This window comes from Campylobacter sp. CNRCH_2014_2452 (genome assembly GCF_025772865.1).
Lineage (GTDB): Bacteria > Campylobacterota > Campylobacteria > Campylobacterales > Campylobacteraceae > Campylobacter_D > Campylobacter_D lari_D.
Genome location: NZ_JAKMSX010000010.1, coordinates 1 through 16,032, shown reverse-complemented (window position 1 = coordinate 16,032; position 16,032 = coordinate 1). Strand labels below are relative to the sequence as shown.

Annotated in this window: 13 protein-coding genes; 9 read left to right on the top strand and 4 right to left on the bottom strand. The window is 28.7% G+C overall.

Annotated elements, in window-relative coordinates; all coding sequences use genetic code 11:
• Positions 1-573, top strand: coding sequence for a recombination mediator RecR (recR, locus tag L8X38_RS07180; RefSeq protein WP_263661660.1), 573 nt, complete (start codon positions 1-3; stop codon positions 571-573).
• Here recR and L8X38_RS07175 read toward each other — a convergent pair.
• From L8X38_RS07175 to L8X38_RS07165, 3 genes are read right to left on the bottom strand one after another with little or no spacing between them, the layout of a single operon-like run.
• On the bottom strand, positions 560-1,588 hold the full coding sequence (locus tag L8X38_RS07175; RefSeq protein WP_263661659.1) for a hypothetical protein: 1,029 nt from the start codon (positions 1,586-1,588) through the stop codon (positions 560-562). The genes recR and L8X38_RS07175 overlap by 14 nt on opposite strands.
• Positions 1,585-3,378 carry an excinuclease ABC subunit UvrC gene (uvrC, locus tag L8X38_RS07170; RefSeq protein ID WP_263661658.1) on the bottom strand — a complete coding sequence of 598 codons (1,794 nt, stop codon included), beginning with the start codon at positions 3,376-3,378 and terminating at the stop codon, positions 1,585-1,587. Before uvrC ends, L8X38_RS07175 begins: the two co-directional genes overlap by 4 nt.
• Positions 3,371-3,844: a hypothetical protein gene (locus tag L8X38_RS07165; protein ID WP_263659807.1), complete on the bottom strand. Its 474-nt coding sequence runs from the start codon at positions 3,842-3,844 to the stop codon at positions 3,371-3,373. The genes uvrC and L8X38_RS07165 overlap by 8 nt, the downstream gene beginning before the upstream one ends.
• A gap of 134 nt (positions 3,845-3,978) precedes the next feature.
• Here L8X38_RS07165 and nhaD point away from each other — a divergent pair, with 134 nt between their 5' ends.
• Together nhaD and guaA are read left to right on the top strand one after the other, a co-directional pair.
• Positions 3,979-5,337: a sodium:proton antiporter NhaD gene (nhaD, locus tag L8X38_RS07160; protein WP_263661657.1), complete on the top strand. Its 1,359-nt coding sequence runs from the start codon at positions 3,979-3,981 to the stop codon at positions 5,335-5,337.
• A 9-nt stretch (positions 5,338-5,346) separates the two neighbouring features.
• Positions 5,347-6,882, top strand: a complete 1,536-nt coding sequence (gene guaA, locus L8X38_RS07155) for a glutamine-hydrolyzing GMP synthase (RefSeq protein ID WP_220567179.1) — start codon at positions 5,347-5,349, stop codon at positions 6,880-6,882.
• Here guaA and L8X38_RS07150 read toward each other — a convergent pair whose 3' ends face one another.
• Positions 6,883-7,434 (bottom strand): class I SAM-dependent methyltransferase, encoded by a 552-nt coding sequence (locus L8X38_RS07150; RefSeq protein WP_263661656.1) that lies wholly within the window; start codon positions 7,432-7,434, stop codon positions 6,883-6,885.
• 112 nt (positions 7,435-7,546) lie between these two features.
• Between L8X38_RS07150 and L8X38_RS07145 the strand changes: the two genes are divergently transcribed.
• From L8X38_RS07145 to L8X38_RS07120, 6 genes are all read left to right on the top strand, one after another.
• Positions 7,547-8,986, top strand: a complete 1,440-nt coding sequence (locus L8X38_RS07145; RefSeq protein ID WP_263661655.1) for a hypothetical protein — start codon at positions 7,547-7,549, stop codon at positions 8,984-8,986.
• Positions 8,987-9,244: 258 nt separating this feature from the next.
• Positions 9,245-10,495: a phosphoribosylamine--glycine ligase gene (purD, locus tag L8X38_RS07140; protein WP_263660749.1), complete on the top strand. Its 1,251-nt coding sequence runs from the start codon at positions 9,245-9,247 to the stop codon at positions 10,493-10,495.
• Complete coding sequence (locus tag L8X38_RS07135) at positions 10,492-10,950, top strand: RDD family protein (RefSeq protein ID WP_133319881.1); 459 nt, start codon at positions 10,492-10,494, stop codon at positions 10,948-10,950. Before purD ends, L8X38_RS07135 begins: the two co-directional genes overlap by 4 nt.
• On the top strand, positions 10,940-12,976 hold the full coding sequence (locus L8X38_RS07130; protein ID WP_263661675.1) for an LPS-assembly protein LptD: 2,037 nt from the start codon (positions 10,940-10,942) through the stop codon (positions 12,974-12,976). The genes L8X38_RS07135 and L8X38_RS07130 overlap by 11 nt, the downstream gene beginning before the upstream one ends.
• Positions 12,973-13,632, top strand: a complete 660-nt coding sequence (locus L8X38_RS07125; RefSeq protein WP_133319883.1) for a phosphoribosyltransferase — start codon at positions 12,973-12,975, stop codon at positions 13,630-13,632. The genes L8X38_RS07130 and L8X38_RS07125 overlap by 4 nt, the downstream gene beginning before the upstream one ends.
• A gap of 135 nt (positions 13,633-13,767) precedes the next feature.
• On the top strand, positions 13,768-15,876 hold the full coding sequence (locus tag L8X38_RS07120; RefSeq protein ID WP_263661654.1) for a polyribonucleotide nucleotidyltransferase: 2,109 nt from the start codon (positions 13,768-13,770) through the stop codon (positions 15,874-15,876).
• Positions 15,877-16,032 lie beyond the last annotated feature (156 nt).

The window sequence follows — 16,032 nt, the reverse complement described above, 5'->3', positions numbered from 1 at the left end:
TTGAAAGATTTAGAAAAATTTAATGAATTGGTAAATGCATTTTCTGCATTGCCTACTATCGGTAAAAAGTCTGCATTAAGACTTGCTTATCATGTTTGTATAAAAGATCCTTTGCTAGGTTCTAAACTTGCTTATAGTATTGAAGAATCCATTAGAGGGATTAAAAAATGTATACAATGCGGGGCTTTAAGTGAAAATGAATTATGTGAAGTTTGTTCTGATATAGAAAGAAATAATAATATTATTTGTATAGTGCAAGATCCTAAAGATGTATTAATTTTAGAAGATAGTAAAAGCTATGATGGGCTTTATTTTGTACTAGAAAATACCAACGAAGAAAATATTACTAAATTAAGAGTAATGATTGAAAACAAAAATACTAAAGAAATTTTTTTCGCTTTTACTCAAGGCTTAAATTCAGACGCTGTAATTTTTTTTATAGAGGAAAAATTAAAGGATTTAAATTTGAGTTTTTCCCAAATAGCCCAAGGTATTCCAAGCGGTGTTAGTTTGGAAAATGTCGATTTTATATCTTTACATAAGGCTATTAATCATAGAACTAAACTTGATTGATATATTTTTTAAGTAAAATTATCCATTCATTTTTGCTAATGTCATTTATAATTTCATCGGCAAAATCGCAATTTTTAACTCTATTTTTGGTAAAAAGTAAAATTTTATTTTGTGAATTTTGTATTTTATACTCATGTAGTATTTGAGTAAAATGTAAAATATCGAACTTTATGACTTCATAATCAACCAAAATTAATCTAAAATTTAATTTTAAAGCGTTCTTAAAATCACTTAGGCTATCTACGATTTGATTATTTGAGCAAAATTGATTGGTTATATTTAAAATTAGATTATTTTCAAAACTAGAAGATTTAAAAATCAATACATTGTATAAATTTGCTATTTGATAACTTTCTTCTTTAAAATTTGTACTTAAAAAATTGATAAGATCTTTGACATTGACATCTACAAATGTGTAGTTTAGCGTATTTTTTATTTTCTTCTTTGAAATAATAAAGGAATATTTTTTTTCTACTTTTTGAAAATCATCAAAAATTTCACTACTAATGCCTATATCTAATAAAATACATTGTAATAAAAAATTTTCAATCATATCATCATTTACAATGCATGCGTGGATATTCTTAAAAATAATATTTTTTGTTTTTGTATTTATTTGATATTTTTTTAAAATCGGTTTTAGTGCAATGGAATTTTCTAATCCCATATAGTTAAAACTTTGAATAAGATATTGCAAGTTTTTTTGTAAAAGTTTGTTTTGTATTTTTTGATCTTGCAATTGTTTTTGCGTTAGCTCAAATGATGTTTTTAATTTTTCTTTTAGATCTATTAAAGAGGTTGAACTTGATATTTTTAAAAATTTTTCTATTTCTTGAATAATGATATTATCTTTTTTAAGTTTTTGATTTTTTATGATTAAATAAATACATGTAGCGATAAATATTAAAATACTAATAGAGGTATAAATATAGAATAATTTTTGATCAATTGGATATAAAAAATAATAATTGAAAAAACATAAAATCAAAGTTAAAGAACTAATAAAAAATATCATAAATTTTCCTTAATTATTTTGGCTATTTTTATATTAGAAAGTGATTTTAATTCATTAAAATCGGCTTTACTGATTTTATCAAAACTACCATAATAATCTAAAAATTTTTTAATATAACCTTGAGAGATTCCAAGTTGTATCAGCTTAGAGCTTTGTAGGTCCTGTTTTCTTTTTGTTTTTTGGTGAAAACTAATTGCGAAGCGATGTGCCTCATCGCGTAATTTTTGTAAAAATTGCAATTTTTTATCATCGGTAGAAAGTTGAATTTTTCCTTCTTGAGTATAAATTTTATCTTTTGCACTTCCTTTTGCTCTATAAGCTTTAGCATCTATTTTTTCTTTAGATATAGCTAAAATATCCACATTTGCTCCAGAACTTTTAATAATATCATTTGCTAGTTTCAATAAGGCATTCCCACCATCAATCAGCCATAAATCAGGCGGTGGATTTTTATCAAAGGATAAAGCTCTTTTACTAAGGATTTGAAGCATTTGATCATAATCATTTTTATAAGATAAATGATAGTGTCTATAAGAGCTTTTATCAAATTTCCCATCTTTGAAGGTTACTAAAGCACCTACAATTGCATCACCTTGCATATGAGAATTATCAAAAATTTCTATATGATTGGGATAATTTTGCAGATTGAAAAAATCTTTTAATTCTTTTAAAAATAAATAATTTTCATTTTTTAAATGCTTTTGTATGTTTATTTTTGCATTTTCTAGAGCAAGCTCACACAGGGATTTTTTTTCACCAAGTTTTGGCGATTTAAGGTAAAATCTTCTAGAAAATCTCTCGCTGAGTAGATCTTGCAGTAGCTTCATGTCTTCAAAATCTTTGTGTGTATAAATACGAGTTGATTTTATTGGAGATTCTTGTGTGTAATTTTCTAGAATATATTGTTTATAAATTGCATTTAAGTCAAATTCGTTTTGATTATTAAGAGCTAGTATTTTATGGTTTGAACTAATGATTTTACCATTATTTATTACAAAACGCACCATGGAGAGTATGTTTTCTTCGCAATAAATAGCATAAATATCAAAATCTTCTAATTTTGCAAGGTCTATTTGTATTTTTACACTTAAATCTTCAATTGTTTTAATTTGATCCCTTATAAGAGCTGCTTCTTCGTAGTTTTCACTCTTTGCGTATTCAAGCATTTTATTTTCTAAATTTTTTGTTAAAGATAAGGGATTTAAAAGAGCTTGTGTGGCTTTTTGGATAATTTTTTCATATTCTTGTTTAGAGATTTTTTGCTCGCACGGACCTTTGCAACGCTTAATCTGATAAAAAAGACAAAGTTCTTTGCAAGATTTCTTTTGTCTTAGCTCAAAAGATAAATATAAAGCATTTAAAAGCTCTTTTGCGCCTTTAAAAAATGGACCAAAGTATTTTATTTTATTTTTTTTGATGATTTTTCTTGTAATTTCAAATCTTGGAAAATCTTCATTTAAGTCTATATAAATATAAGGGTAGGTTTTATCATCTCTTAATAATATATTGTATTTTGGGTGTAATTGTTTTATAAAAGAATTTTCTAGTATTAAAGCATCAGCCTCGCTTTTTGTGGTAATAAATTCTAAATGATGTGTTTGGCTAATCATCTTTTGAATTCTTAAACTATTGCTAGGATTTGGGCAAAGTTTTGGAGTGAAATTAAAATAACTTCTAACGCGGTTTTTTAAATTCTTGGCTTTACCTACATATAAAAGCTTACCTTGTATATCAAAATACTGATACACGCCAGGTAAATTAGGCAAGGTTTTGAGTTCATTTTCAAGCATTTTTTATAAGCTTTCGTAGTTCTTCAAATTTATTATATAAAATAGGATTTTCAAAATGGTTTTTAAAATTTCCATTAGAAAGTTCTAGATGAGTTTTTTTATGTGCGCTAAAAGTATTGTTTTTGGATATAAAGTTTTTGTCGCTAAGTATTTTTATATTTTCCACTTTTGCAAAATTACTCATTGGCTTAGCTAAAATATAGTTTTTTATGAGACTTTTAATCATTTTTTTGGTATTATCGTGATTAAGCTCCATATATGCAATGTGGTGTTTAACTAAAATAATCAAAGTATTATTTTTTATAAAGAGTTTAGTAATCATTTGTTGGTGATTATGGTTAAACAGTTTTAAAAACTCTTTATATTGCAAAAGTGCTTTTAAAGGTCTATAATGTTTATATTTTTCAGAATTAGCAAATATATCAATAACATCACGACTTGTTTTAATATCATTTTTAACTTCCATTTAATTATTGTAACATTTTTTTTATTAATATTTTTAAGTGCATGTGGTTATAAAGCTGCTCCATTTTATGAAATAAAAGATAATAATGGCAGTGTAAAGGAAATAAAAAAATTCCAATCTTTGGAGAGTGAAATATGAGTAGAATACTTTTTTTACTTTGTTTTAGTATTAGCTTTTTATTAGCAGGTCAAACTCATGAGTTAAATTTGGCTTTTAGTGCTTTGGGTATAGGTGTTTTAATAATTTTTATATTAGGTTATTATTTTATCGCAGCAGAAGAAAAATATCATATTAACAAAACTAAGCCTGCTTTGTTTATAGGAACATTTTCTTTTATTGTCATTGGTATATATATGGTAGTAAATGATTTAGACACACAAATACTTGAAGAAAGTGTTAATCATCTTATCTTGGAAATCGCACAAATTGTGTTTTTCTTAATAGCAGCAATGACTTTTATAGAAGCATTAATAGAAAGATCGGTTTTTGAAACTTTAAAATATAAGCTTGTAAGCAAGGGTTATACTTATAGAAAATTATTTTGGCTAACAGGAATTTTGGCTTTTTTTATCTCTCCGATTGCGGATAATCTTACCACAGCTTTGATTTTATCTACTGTACTTTTAACTATAGATAAACATAATAAAGAATTTTTAATCCCAGGTGCTATAAATATTGTAGTAGCAGCTAATGCTGGTGGAGCTTGGTCGCCATTTGGTGATATTACTACTTTGATGGTTTGGACGGCAAAAAAAGCTACCTTTTTTGAATTTTTTGCTCTTTTTCCTGCTTCTTTTATTGGATGGTTTCTTACGGCTTATTTGCTATCGCGTTATGTGCCTGATATTGAGCCAAATTTTCATAAAGATAATCTAGAAAAAGTTGAAATTAAGCCAGGTGGTAAAGTATTTATTGTGCTTGGTTTTTTAACTATCGCTTTAGCAGTTTTTATCCATAGTATTTGCGATTTACCTGCAATGTGGGGTATGATTTTTGGTCTTTCTTTGCTCAGCTTATATATGTATTTTTTCAATAGAAAACAAGGTAAAAAAGATTTAAATATTTTTCATTATATGACGCGTATTGAAATGGATACTTTATTATTTTTCTTTGGAATTTTATCTGCTGTGGGCGCTTTACATTTTGTTGGATGGCTTGCTTATGCTTCTGATCTTTATACAAAATTTGGAGCTACTAGTATTAATATAGGCGTAGGATTTTTATCTGCTATTGTAGATAATGTTCCGGTTATGAGTGCGGTATTAAAAGCTAATCCAAGTATGGATGATACTCAATGGCTTTTAGTAACTCTTACAGCAGGAATTGGAGGATCATTAATAAGCTTTGGCTCAGCAGCTGGTGTAGGGGTAATGGGAAAAATGAAGGGAATTTATACTTTTAACTCTCATTTAAAATATGTATGGACGATTTTAGTTGGATATATAGTATCTATTATAGTTTGGTATGTACAATTTCAATTGTTAAATTTATAAAGGAGTTAGATGAAAAAAGCAGATATTTTGGTTTTGGACTTTGGTTCGCAATATACACAGCTCATTGCAAGAAGATTAAGAGAGCAGGGCGTATATGCAGAAATTTTACCTTTTAATGTAAGTTTAGATGAAATTAAAATTAAAGAGCCTAAGGGTATTATTTTAAGCGGTGGACCGGCTAGTGTATATGCAAATGATGCTTATTTTTGTGATAAAGGTGTTTTTGATTTAAATATACCAGTTTTAGGAATTTGTTATGGTATGCAACTTATGGCACATCATTTTGGTGCAAATGTAGCTCCAGCAGGTCATAAAGAATATGGCAAAGCAACTATAGATATTCAAAATGATAGTGACTTGTTTAAAAATTTACCTAAAAAACAAACAGTATGGATGAGTCATTCTGATAAGGTAGAAAATTTGCCACAAGGTTTTGAGGTTTTAGCAACAAGCGAAAATAGTCCTTTTTGTGTATTTGGAGATGAAAAGCGTAAATTTTTTGCTTTACAATTTCACCCTGAAGTTCAACATAGTGAGTTTGGAAAAAGCATCTTAAAAAATTTCGCTAAGTATGCATGTAATTGTGATAGTATATGGAATATGGGATCTTTTGCAAAAACTCAAGCGCAAAAAATTAAAGAAGAAGTAGGTAATGATAAGGTATTATGTGCTGTTAGTGGTGGGGTTGATAGCAGTGTAGTGGCTGCATTACTAGCAAGTGCGATAAAAGATCAAGTGGTAGTAGTATTTGTTGATAATGGTCTTTTAAGAAGCGGTGAAAAAGAGCAAGTTGAATATATGTTTAGACATACTTTAGGTATTGATCTAATTAGTATTGATGCTAGGGAGATTTTTTTAAGTCGCTTAGCAGGTGTTAGGGATCCTGAACAAAAGAGAAAAATTATAGGAAATACCTTTATAGAAGTTTTTGAAGAAGAAGCTAAAAAACATAAAGATGTAAAATATTTAGCACAAGGAACTTTATATACTGATATTATTGAAAGTTCGGTTGTAGGGGCTAGTAAAACCATAAAATCTCATCATAATGTGGGTGGGTTACCTGAAAAGATGAATTTAAAACTTATTGAACCTCTAAAAGAAATTTTTAAAGATGAGGTAAGAGCTTTAGGAATAGAACTTGGCTTGAGTAAAGATGTAGTTTATCGTCATCCCTTCCCAGGTCCAGGGCTTGCTATACGCATTATGGGTGAAGTAAATGAGCCTAGTTTGGAGCTTTTGAGAAAAGCTGATGTGATTTTGATTGAAGAATTAAAAAGCAGTGGTTGGTATGATAAAACATGGCAGGCTTTTTGCGTGCTTTTAAATGTGCAAAGTGTTGGCGTAATGGGAGATAATAGGACTTATGATAATGCAGTTTGTGTGCGTGTGGTGAATGCAAGTGATGGTATGACAGCTACTTTTTCTCATTTACCTTATGAGTTACTAGAAAATATTTCACGCCGTATTATTAATGAAGTAGAAGGAATTAATCGTGTGGTGTATGATATTTCTAGTAAGCCGCCAGCGACTATTGAATGGGAATAGTTATTTAGTGCAAAAATAAACAAAAGCAGGAGGGAGATTTTGCCAAATGATAGGTGAAATTTCTACCTTGCTAAAAGTAGTAAAAAGTTTTTTCTTAAAAGCTCTTCCTTTTGGCGTGGGCAGTATATATGCAAATGTTGCAAAGCAACCATTTTCCTCTAAAACTTCATGAATGGATTTTAATAATAAATCTTGTTCTTTGGGATTTAATAAAGCCCAAGGAATTCCAGAAATAATTAAGTCTGCGTTGTTGATTGCTCTTTTTTCTAACATATCAGGTAGAAATTCCGCTGATCTAATTTCTAAATCTATATTTTTTATATTTTGTTGTAGTTTTTTTGCCATATGTGGATTAATTTCAACTGCAAAAAATCTTGCATCATGATTTTTTTGCTTAAGGATATATTTGGTAAAACTTCCTGTTCCAGGTCCTATTTCAATAATATTTTTTGCATGTTGGACATGAGAGGTTATGAGTTTGCTTAGTTTTTTTGAGCTTGCACAAAATGCTCCTGTTTGCTTTGGATTTTTAAAGTATTGATATAAAAACATAGATTAAATACCTAAGATAGTTATTTTTAATAAATTTTAAAATATTATTGTAAATTTATGAAAACAAAGTTAAAATAAGAATTTAATTTTTCTTTAGATCAAGGATTTGGATATGCATGGAAAAATAATGGTTTATGTGGATGGTACTGGAAGAGGAACAGTAATTAATCTTGCAAAAACATTTTTTGAATTTAACAAACATGCTTGGCACGATAAAAGAAGCATGCCAACGGTTGGTATGTTTGTTGAGTTTAGATCCGATGGAAAGCATATTACAGATTTAAGACCTTCTAAATTTCAAGAATTTGGAGATAATGATTTTATTAAAGAAAGAGATTTTTGGAAAACAGATAGTGATGATGAATTGGAGGATTTAAGACTAACAAGACGTGATGCTTATGTTCAAGAGCTTTATAGAGAAACCGATTATGATAATCTTGATAAGATTACTCTAAATTTGACTATCCCACAAGCTATTCAAAGGTATTTTTATAATGAAACACTATCAATCAATGCTGTGAAAGATATTAATACAGATGAGGTGCCATATATTATAGATTTTTTTGCTATGAAGCGTTTTTTACATAAGGCTTTGGATACTTTGCTTTTTTCAGATAATACCATTAGCCAAGCTGACTTTTCTGCTATGAAAAATATTATAGTACATCTTGAAATGGCTTATAAAGATATGAAAGATAAGCAAAAACATATCAACATGGAGCGTTTGTATGATGAAGTCTTTTTGTCTCATCAATGTCATTATCAAGCACTTCTTGCTTCGATTGATAATAGGAAAAATAGAAAATTAGCACTTGATCGTCAAATGAGTACTTTGATTACAGATATTAAATCAAAACAAGCGAGAATAGAAACAGAAAGTGGCAAAAAACGACAAGAATTTGAAGAAATGATACAAAGTAAAAAACAAAAGCTTGTTGAAATAAAAAATGAAGTAGATTATTTTACAAAAAGCATTGAAAAATTAGAGGCAATGAGAAAGTCTTTCTATGAAAAAAATCTTACCATTTTTAATAATAGTTTTAATATGGCTAGAGAGAAACTTTTTGAGAAAATTAAACAAGGTTTAAATATATGTGCTACAAAATTAGATATAGAAATTTGGAAAAAATCTTTAAAATCAACAAGTATAAAAAATTCTTATTTTAAAACTGCAAGCGAAATTTCTTTCTGCACTCTTTCTTTTGCTGAACTTTATTTAAATAGATTAAATAAACATGCACTAAATCCAAATGATCAATTACTGCTTTCTTATGTTAAAAAAGTAAGAAAAGAATGTGAAAAAAGTTTTTTAATAGTTACTTCCAATCCTGATTTATATGTTAATATGAAAATCCAAATTTTTGCAATGAATCCTTATTATGTTGTTAAGCATGCACCTAAAAAAGTAAATTATCAAGGATTGATGAAAAATACTGAATTTGATATAGTTTATGTAGATGAAAAAACTATTTGGGCATCTGTTGCTGATGTTATTTTAGAAGGAAAGTATTTTTTAAAAAAGGACTCTAAAACTAAATTCAAAATTTTATAAAAATCCTTTTAAACCCTATTTTTAAGTTTTCTTAGTTATAATTAGAATGCCTAAATGGTTCGATATGGTATTAAAGAGGATCCAACACATTAATTATAAGCTGTGATGTGTGATTTACCGTGTTCTGTGACTTCGTTTGAGTTTTGAAAAAAGCGAGAAGCTGCAGCCTTTAAAAATCACCTAATGGCATACTTTGACTTTTTGAGGGTCAGACACTTATACTCCGGCCATTTGGGTTTTGATATTTTAAGGAAAATAATGAAAATTTTAATATTAGGAAGCGGTGCTAGGGAATATTCTATCGCTTTGGCTCTTCAAAAAACAAATGATAATTTGGAATTTTATTTTGCACCAGGAAATGGTGCTACCGCTAAAATAGGAACAAATCTTAATATGAAAGATCCTAAGGTTATTACAGCTTATGCAAAGGCATCTGAGATTGATCTTTGCATAGTTGGAAGTGAAAATTTTCTAGCAGAGGGTATAGTAGATCTTTTTAAAGAAAATAATATTGCTATTTTTGGTCCTACTAAAGCTGCTGCTATGCTTGAAGCTTCAAAATCTTATATGAAGAGTTTTTTAAAAAAATATAAAATTAAAACAGCTAAATTTTTAAATACAACAGATTATGAGAAAGCTAAGAAATTTATTATGAGTTTAACTCCTCCTATAGTGGTAAAAGCAGATGGTTTGTGTGCGGGCAAAGGTGTGATTATTGCTCAAAGCCATGAAGAAGCTTTAGAGGCTACTAAAAATATGCTTAGCGGAGAGAGTTTTGGTGAAGCTGGTAAGATTGTTGTTATAGAAGAATATCTCAACGGATTTGAATTAAGTGTATTTGCAGTTTGTGATGGAGATGATTTTATATTGTTACCTGCTGCACAAGATCATAAAAGATTACTGGATAATGATAAGGGACCAAACACAGGAGGAATGGGTGCATATGCTCCAAGTATTTTAGCAAGTGAAAATTTATTAGAGCAAGTAAAAAAAGATATAGTAGTACCAACTCTTAAAGGTATGAAAGAAGAGGGTGCTGAATTTGTTGGAGTATTGTTTATAGGTTTGATGGTTGTAAATAATAAACCTTATGTTTTAGAATACAATGTGCGTTTTGGTGATCCTGAGTGTGAAGTTTTGATGCCTTTGATAGAAAATCCTTTGGATTTATTTTTAGCATGTGTGAATAAAAATCTTGCAAATACTCGTATAAAAATCAAAGATGAATTTGCAGTAGGTGTGGTTTGTGCAAGTAAAAACTATCCTTATAAAGATTCTCCAAAAGCATTAATTGATATAGGAGAAATTCCGCAAAATTCTCATATTTCTTATGCTGGAGTAATTTTAGAAAATAACAAACTATATGCTAGTGGTGGTCGTGTATTAGTTTGTGTAGGAATTGGAAAAAGTATTGAAGAAGCGCAAAAAAACGCTTATATGCTTTGTGATAATGTTCATTTTAAAGGAAAACAACATAGAAAAGATATTGCTTTTCAGGTTCTTAAATGAGTGCAAATCAAGAATTATTTGACAAACTAGAAAAAGAAGAGCTAAAAATAGCAAGTTTTAAAAAAAGATTTTTAGCTTATATTGTTGATAGTTTTGTGATTTTAGCTATTGTGAGTATTATTTTATTTGATAAGATTAGTTCTATGCAAACTTATGATGAAATTCACAATCTTTTAATACGTTTTGCTGGTGGAACTTTAATTTTGCAATTTACATATCATAGTCTATTTACATATTTATATGGTGCAACTTTAGGAAAAATGCTTTTGAAGATTATGGTTATTGATCAAAACTTATTAGATAAACCAAATTTCATTCAAAGTGCTTTAAGAGCAGGTGTGAGGCAAATTAGTGATATGTTGTATGGTTTGGGTTTTGCTTGGGCTTTAAGCAATATCGTTTTAAAAACTTGGCATGATTATGCGGCCAAAACAGTGGTGATAGATCTTGCGTAAAATATTACTTTCTTTGGCTTGCATAGGAAGTTTATATGCTTCCAAAGTAGATATTTATGCTTTGGATGTTGTCAAAAAAAATGATATTATAGAGGCAAAAAATAATGTAGTTGTGGTATCTGATTTTTATTTGATAACTGCAAGCGAGGCTAAATTTAATGAAACAACAAAAGATTTGGAGCTTTTTGGAGATGTTAATATCTTAAGGGGGCAAAAAGAAAGAACTAATTCTACTTATACAAAGATTAACTTAAAAGATAACACTACAGCTTTTAAAAATTTATTTTTTTCAAATAATGATTTGGAGGTTTGGCTACAATGTCATCAAGCTAAAATTGATGACAAATTTGTAATGGGTAAAAAGTCTGTTGTATCTAGTTGTAATGTTGAAAATCCTGATTGGGAAATTCGTTTTGATGAAGGCAAATTAAACAAAGAGAGTAATTTTTTACATCTTTATAATGCAAGATTATATGTAAAAAATGTTCCGGTGATGTATTTACCTTATTTTGGTTTTAGCGTAGATACTAAAAGAAAAAGTGGATTGTTAATTCCCCAAGTAGTTTTAAAACAAAGTGAGGGGCTATATTATAATCAGCCAATTTATTATGTTATTGATGATAATGCGGACATTCAATTTGAACCTCAGATTAGAACAAAAAGAGGTTATGGCTTATACTCAACTTTAAGATTTATTGATACCCCTTATTCTCAAGGTGAAATTAGCGGTGGTATTTTTGGCGAAAAATCAAGTTATAAAAGAGAAGAAAATTTAAAAAATAAAGAACACTATGGTTTAGAGGTTAAATATTCAAATGAATCTTTATTTAAAAGTCTTTTAGGTGAAGAATTTCAAGAGGGTTTATGGGTTGATGCTACTTATTTAAATGATGTTGATTATATGAATTTAAGTTCTAGTGCAAAAACCGAAGCTTCTTTAGTTACTTCTAAAATAAATTATTTTTTATCAGATGATGATAATTATTATGGTGCTTATGCAAAGTATTATATAGACACTTCTAAAATTAGCAATAAAGATACTTTACAAGAATATCCATCTTTTCAATATCATAGATATTTAAATGGATTTTTTGATAATTATATACAATATAGCTTGGATGCTTCTTTTCATAGGTATTATAGACATACGGGTATTTATGCTAAAACTTTAGATTTTGATTTACCTTTAATTTATCATACGAGTTTTTTTGATGATTTTTTAAATTTTGCTTTCACAGAAAGGATATATGCAAATTTTGTAGATTATTCTAACACAGATGTTAAAAACCAAGAACATTTATTTAGAAATTCTCATAATTTTTCTTTATATACAGATCTTTCAAAGCCATATGAAAATTTTTATCATACTCTATATTTAGGGGTTAATTATTTTCTACCTGGAGCTAAATCGGGTGAAATCACTGAAGATTTTGTAGAGTTAAAAAATGATCCTGAGCAACTTAATTTTTCAATGTATCAGTATTTTTATAATACTTTAGGCAAAAAAAAATTATATCATAACTTGAAGGTTAAATACTTTACTAAAGAAGGTAGCTTTGGTGCTTTTGATAATGTTGTAGAATATTTTTACAATGATTATATAAGTTTAAGAAATGAAGCTGAATATTCTGGAGCTGATAATCGTTTTGATAAGGTTTTTAGTGAAGCTTTGTTTGATTATGGTGAATGGAAGATTAGTTTAAACCATGCTTATAGAATGTATGAAAATGAAAAATATAATTTTATAGGAACTAAAGCCCAATATGATATAAATACTAATTATCAAATTTTTGGTGGATTGTGGTTTGATTTGAACAAAGATCCTGAAAAATGGGAGATAGGTTATACTTATCAAAGAAAATGTTGGAATTATTCTTTGATGTATCGCAAAGATATTTCACCTAAACTTACAAGTGGTGGTATTAGTGCTAAAGATCAAAGTGGTGTATATTTTATGTTTAATTTTTATCCATTAGGCGGGGTATCTTATGATTTTTCTTTAGAGGAAAATGAAAGGTCGATATGATATTTTTTGAAGATGAAAAAGATGCACTTGAGAAATTATATGATATATTACCATTAAACAAACTAAAAGATTATATTATTATTACACCTTCTTTAAAATCGATAGTTTTTGTTGATGCACTAGCACAAAAATTAGAAATTCCATATGATTTTTTATTTACAGAACAAATTAAAGCTCCTAATAATGATGAATGTCAAATAGCTATGATTAGTGAAACAAAGGAGTTGGTTTATAATGAGGCTTTAGTTAAAGCTTTTGATATAAGTTTAGATTATATTTATGGTGAAGCCAATAGAACCTACGAAGAAAAAATTTTAAAAAATGTGTATCGTTATAGAAAAGGAAATCTTTTAAAGGATTTAAAAGGGAGAAATATTTTAATATTGCATGAAGGTTGCGAAAGTGGAATTACTGCTTCTTCATGTATTAAAAGTTTGTTAAAAGAAGAAGTGAATAGTATTGTTTATGCTACTGCTTTAATGCCAAGTGATGTATATGAATATATCGGTGTTTTTGTAGATGAGGTTTATTGTGTGCAAAAAATTGATCATTTTGTGAATATTGAGTTTTATTTTAAAAATAAAACGATTTTGCAAGCTCATGAAATTTTAGATATTTTAGAAGAAAGTAAATATTATCTTCCATTAAAGAGATAAATTTATATCTAAACAATCGGTTGTTTAGATATAAATTTATAGGCAAAACAAAAACAGGCTTTTTAAGTTTTAATTTTTAAAATTTAAAAAGCTTATTTGGTTTTTGCCTATGATGAAAATATTAAAGGAAAAATCATGCGACATGAAATAAATATTAATAATCATCTTGAAATATTTGAGACTAATAAGGTTGCAAAACAAGCAGCAGGTGCAGTTTTAATGCAAGAAAAAAATGCTGTAGTTTTGGCAACTGTTGCTAGAGAAGAAAAAATGGTAGAAGAGGATTTTTTACCTCTTACGGTACAATATATAGAAAAAGCTTATGCAGCAGGAAGAATTCCAGGTGGTTATGTAAAAAGAGAAACTAAACCAGGTGATAATGAAACTTTAAGTGCAAGGATTATAGATAGAAGTTTAAGACCTCTTTTCCCAAAAGGCTATGCCTATCCAACTCAAATTGTAGTAATGGTTCTTTCTGCTGATCCTGAAGTAGATCTGCAAGTGATGAGTTTAAATGCCGCAAGCATTGCTTTATATTTAAGTGATATTCCTATAAAAGCGCCAGTTTGTGGTGTAAGAATAGGTCGTATGAATAATGAATTTGTTTTAAATCCAAGCAATAGTGAATTAAAAAATAGCACCTTAGACCTTTATGTGGCGGGTGTTAAAGATGAGCTTTTAATGATAGAAATGAGAGCTTTAGCAAACAAACAAAATGGTCAACATTATATGAATGAGCTTAATGAGGATGATGTTTTAAAGGCTTTGGAATTTGCAGGTAATGCGATTTTGCGTGGCTCTAATGAATATGAAAGAGTTTTTGCTGCTTATAGAAAAAATTCCAAACTTGAATTTAAAATAGAAACAGATGGTGGCAAAATTGTTGATTTTATTAAAAATTCCTATATCTCAAAGCTTAAAATTGCAATTAACCAAATGGCGAAAAGTGAAAGAGCAAGTGAAATTTCACAAATAGCAAAAGAGATTGAAAATGAAGCTAGTGCTATTGAAAATGAATGGAAAATTGAAGATATTGAGAAAGCTTTATATTTGTGCAAAAGAGAACTTGTTAGAAGTCAAATTCTTAATGAAAATAAAAGGGCGGATGGTAGAGGCTTGAAAGATGTTAGAAAGATAGATATAGAGACAAATATTCTGCCAAATGCACATGGATCGTGTCTTTTTACTAGAGGGCAAACTCAAGCTTTAGTTATAGCTACCTTGGGAAGTGATAATGATGCGCAAATGTCAGATTTACTAACAGAAAAAAATCCTATATGCGAAAAATTTATGGTAAATTATAATTTTCCAGGTTTTTCCGTAGGTGAGGCTACTCCTATAAAAGCTCCAGGTAGAAGAGAGTTAGGGCATGGAAATTTAGCAAAAAGAGCTTTACATCCTAGTATTGATACGGATTATATTCATACTATTCGTTTAGTGTCTGAAATTTTAGAAAGTAATGGTTCTAGTTCTATGGCTACTGTTTGTGGTGGTGCTTTGGCTTTAAGAGCCGCAGGGGTAAAAAGTGAAAAACTAGTGGCAGGTGTGGCAATGGGACTTGTTTTTGAAGATGAAAAATATGCTATTTTAACAGATATTATGGGTCTTGAGGATCATGATGGAGATATGGATTTTAAAGTAGCAGGAAGTTACAAGGGAATCACTGCTTTGCAGATGGATATAAAACTTGGCGGTATAGAGCAACAAGTTTTAAAAGAGGCTTTATATCAAGCAAAAGAAGCTAGGGAGCACATTTTACAATTAATGGAAGAGGCCAATCAAAACATAGTTGTTAATGAAGCAATTTTACCAAAGATTGAAATTTTTAATGTAGATCCAAATAAAATCCCTGATATTATTGGCCAAGGTGGTAAAACTATAAAAGAGATTATAGAAAAATTTGAAGTTAATATTGACTTAGATAGAGATAAAGGTGAGGTTAAAATAGCAGGAATTAATCATGGTTTTATTTCTCAAAGCAAAGAATATATATTAAATTTAGTTCATTCTAAAGGTTCTAATAAAAAGCGCGATAGAAAAGAAGTGCCTAAATTTGATATCGGAGAAGAATTTATAGGAAAAGTTCAAAAAGTTGTAGAATTTGGAGTTTTTGTAGAACTTAGAGATGGCGTAGATGGTTTATTGCATAATTCTAAATTCAAGGAAAAGTTAGAAATTGGTAACGAGGTTAAGGTTAAGGTGGCAGAAATTAAAAATGGAAAAGTGTCATTGGACTTAGCTTAATCGTTTAAATTTAAGCATATTTAAGAATATGCTTAAATTTTTATTTTAGATCTTGACAAAAAAATATTCTTTTGGCATAATTTCATTTTTTGATTGTCTCGTTAGCTCAGCCGGTAGAGCATCTCCCTTTTAAGGAGGGGGCCGTTGGTTCGAATC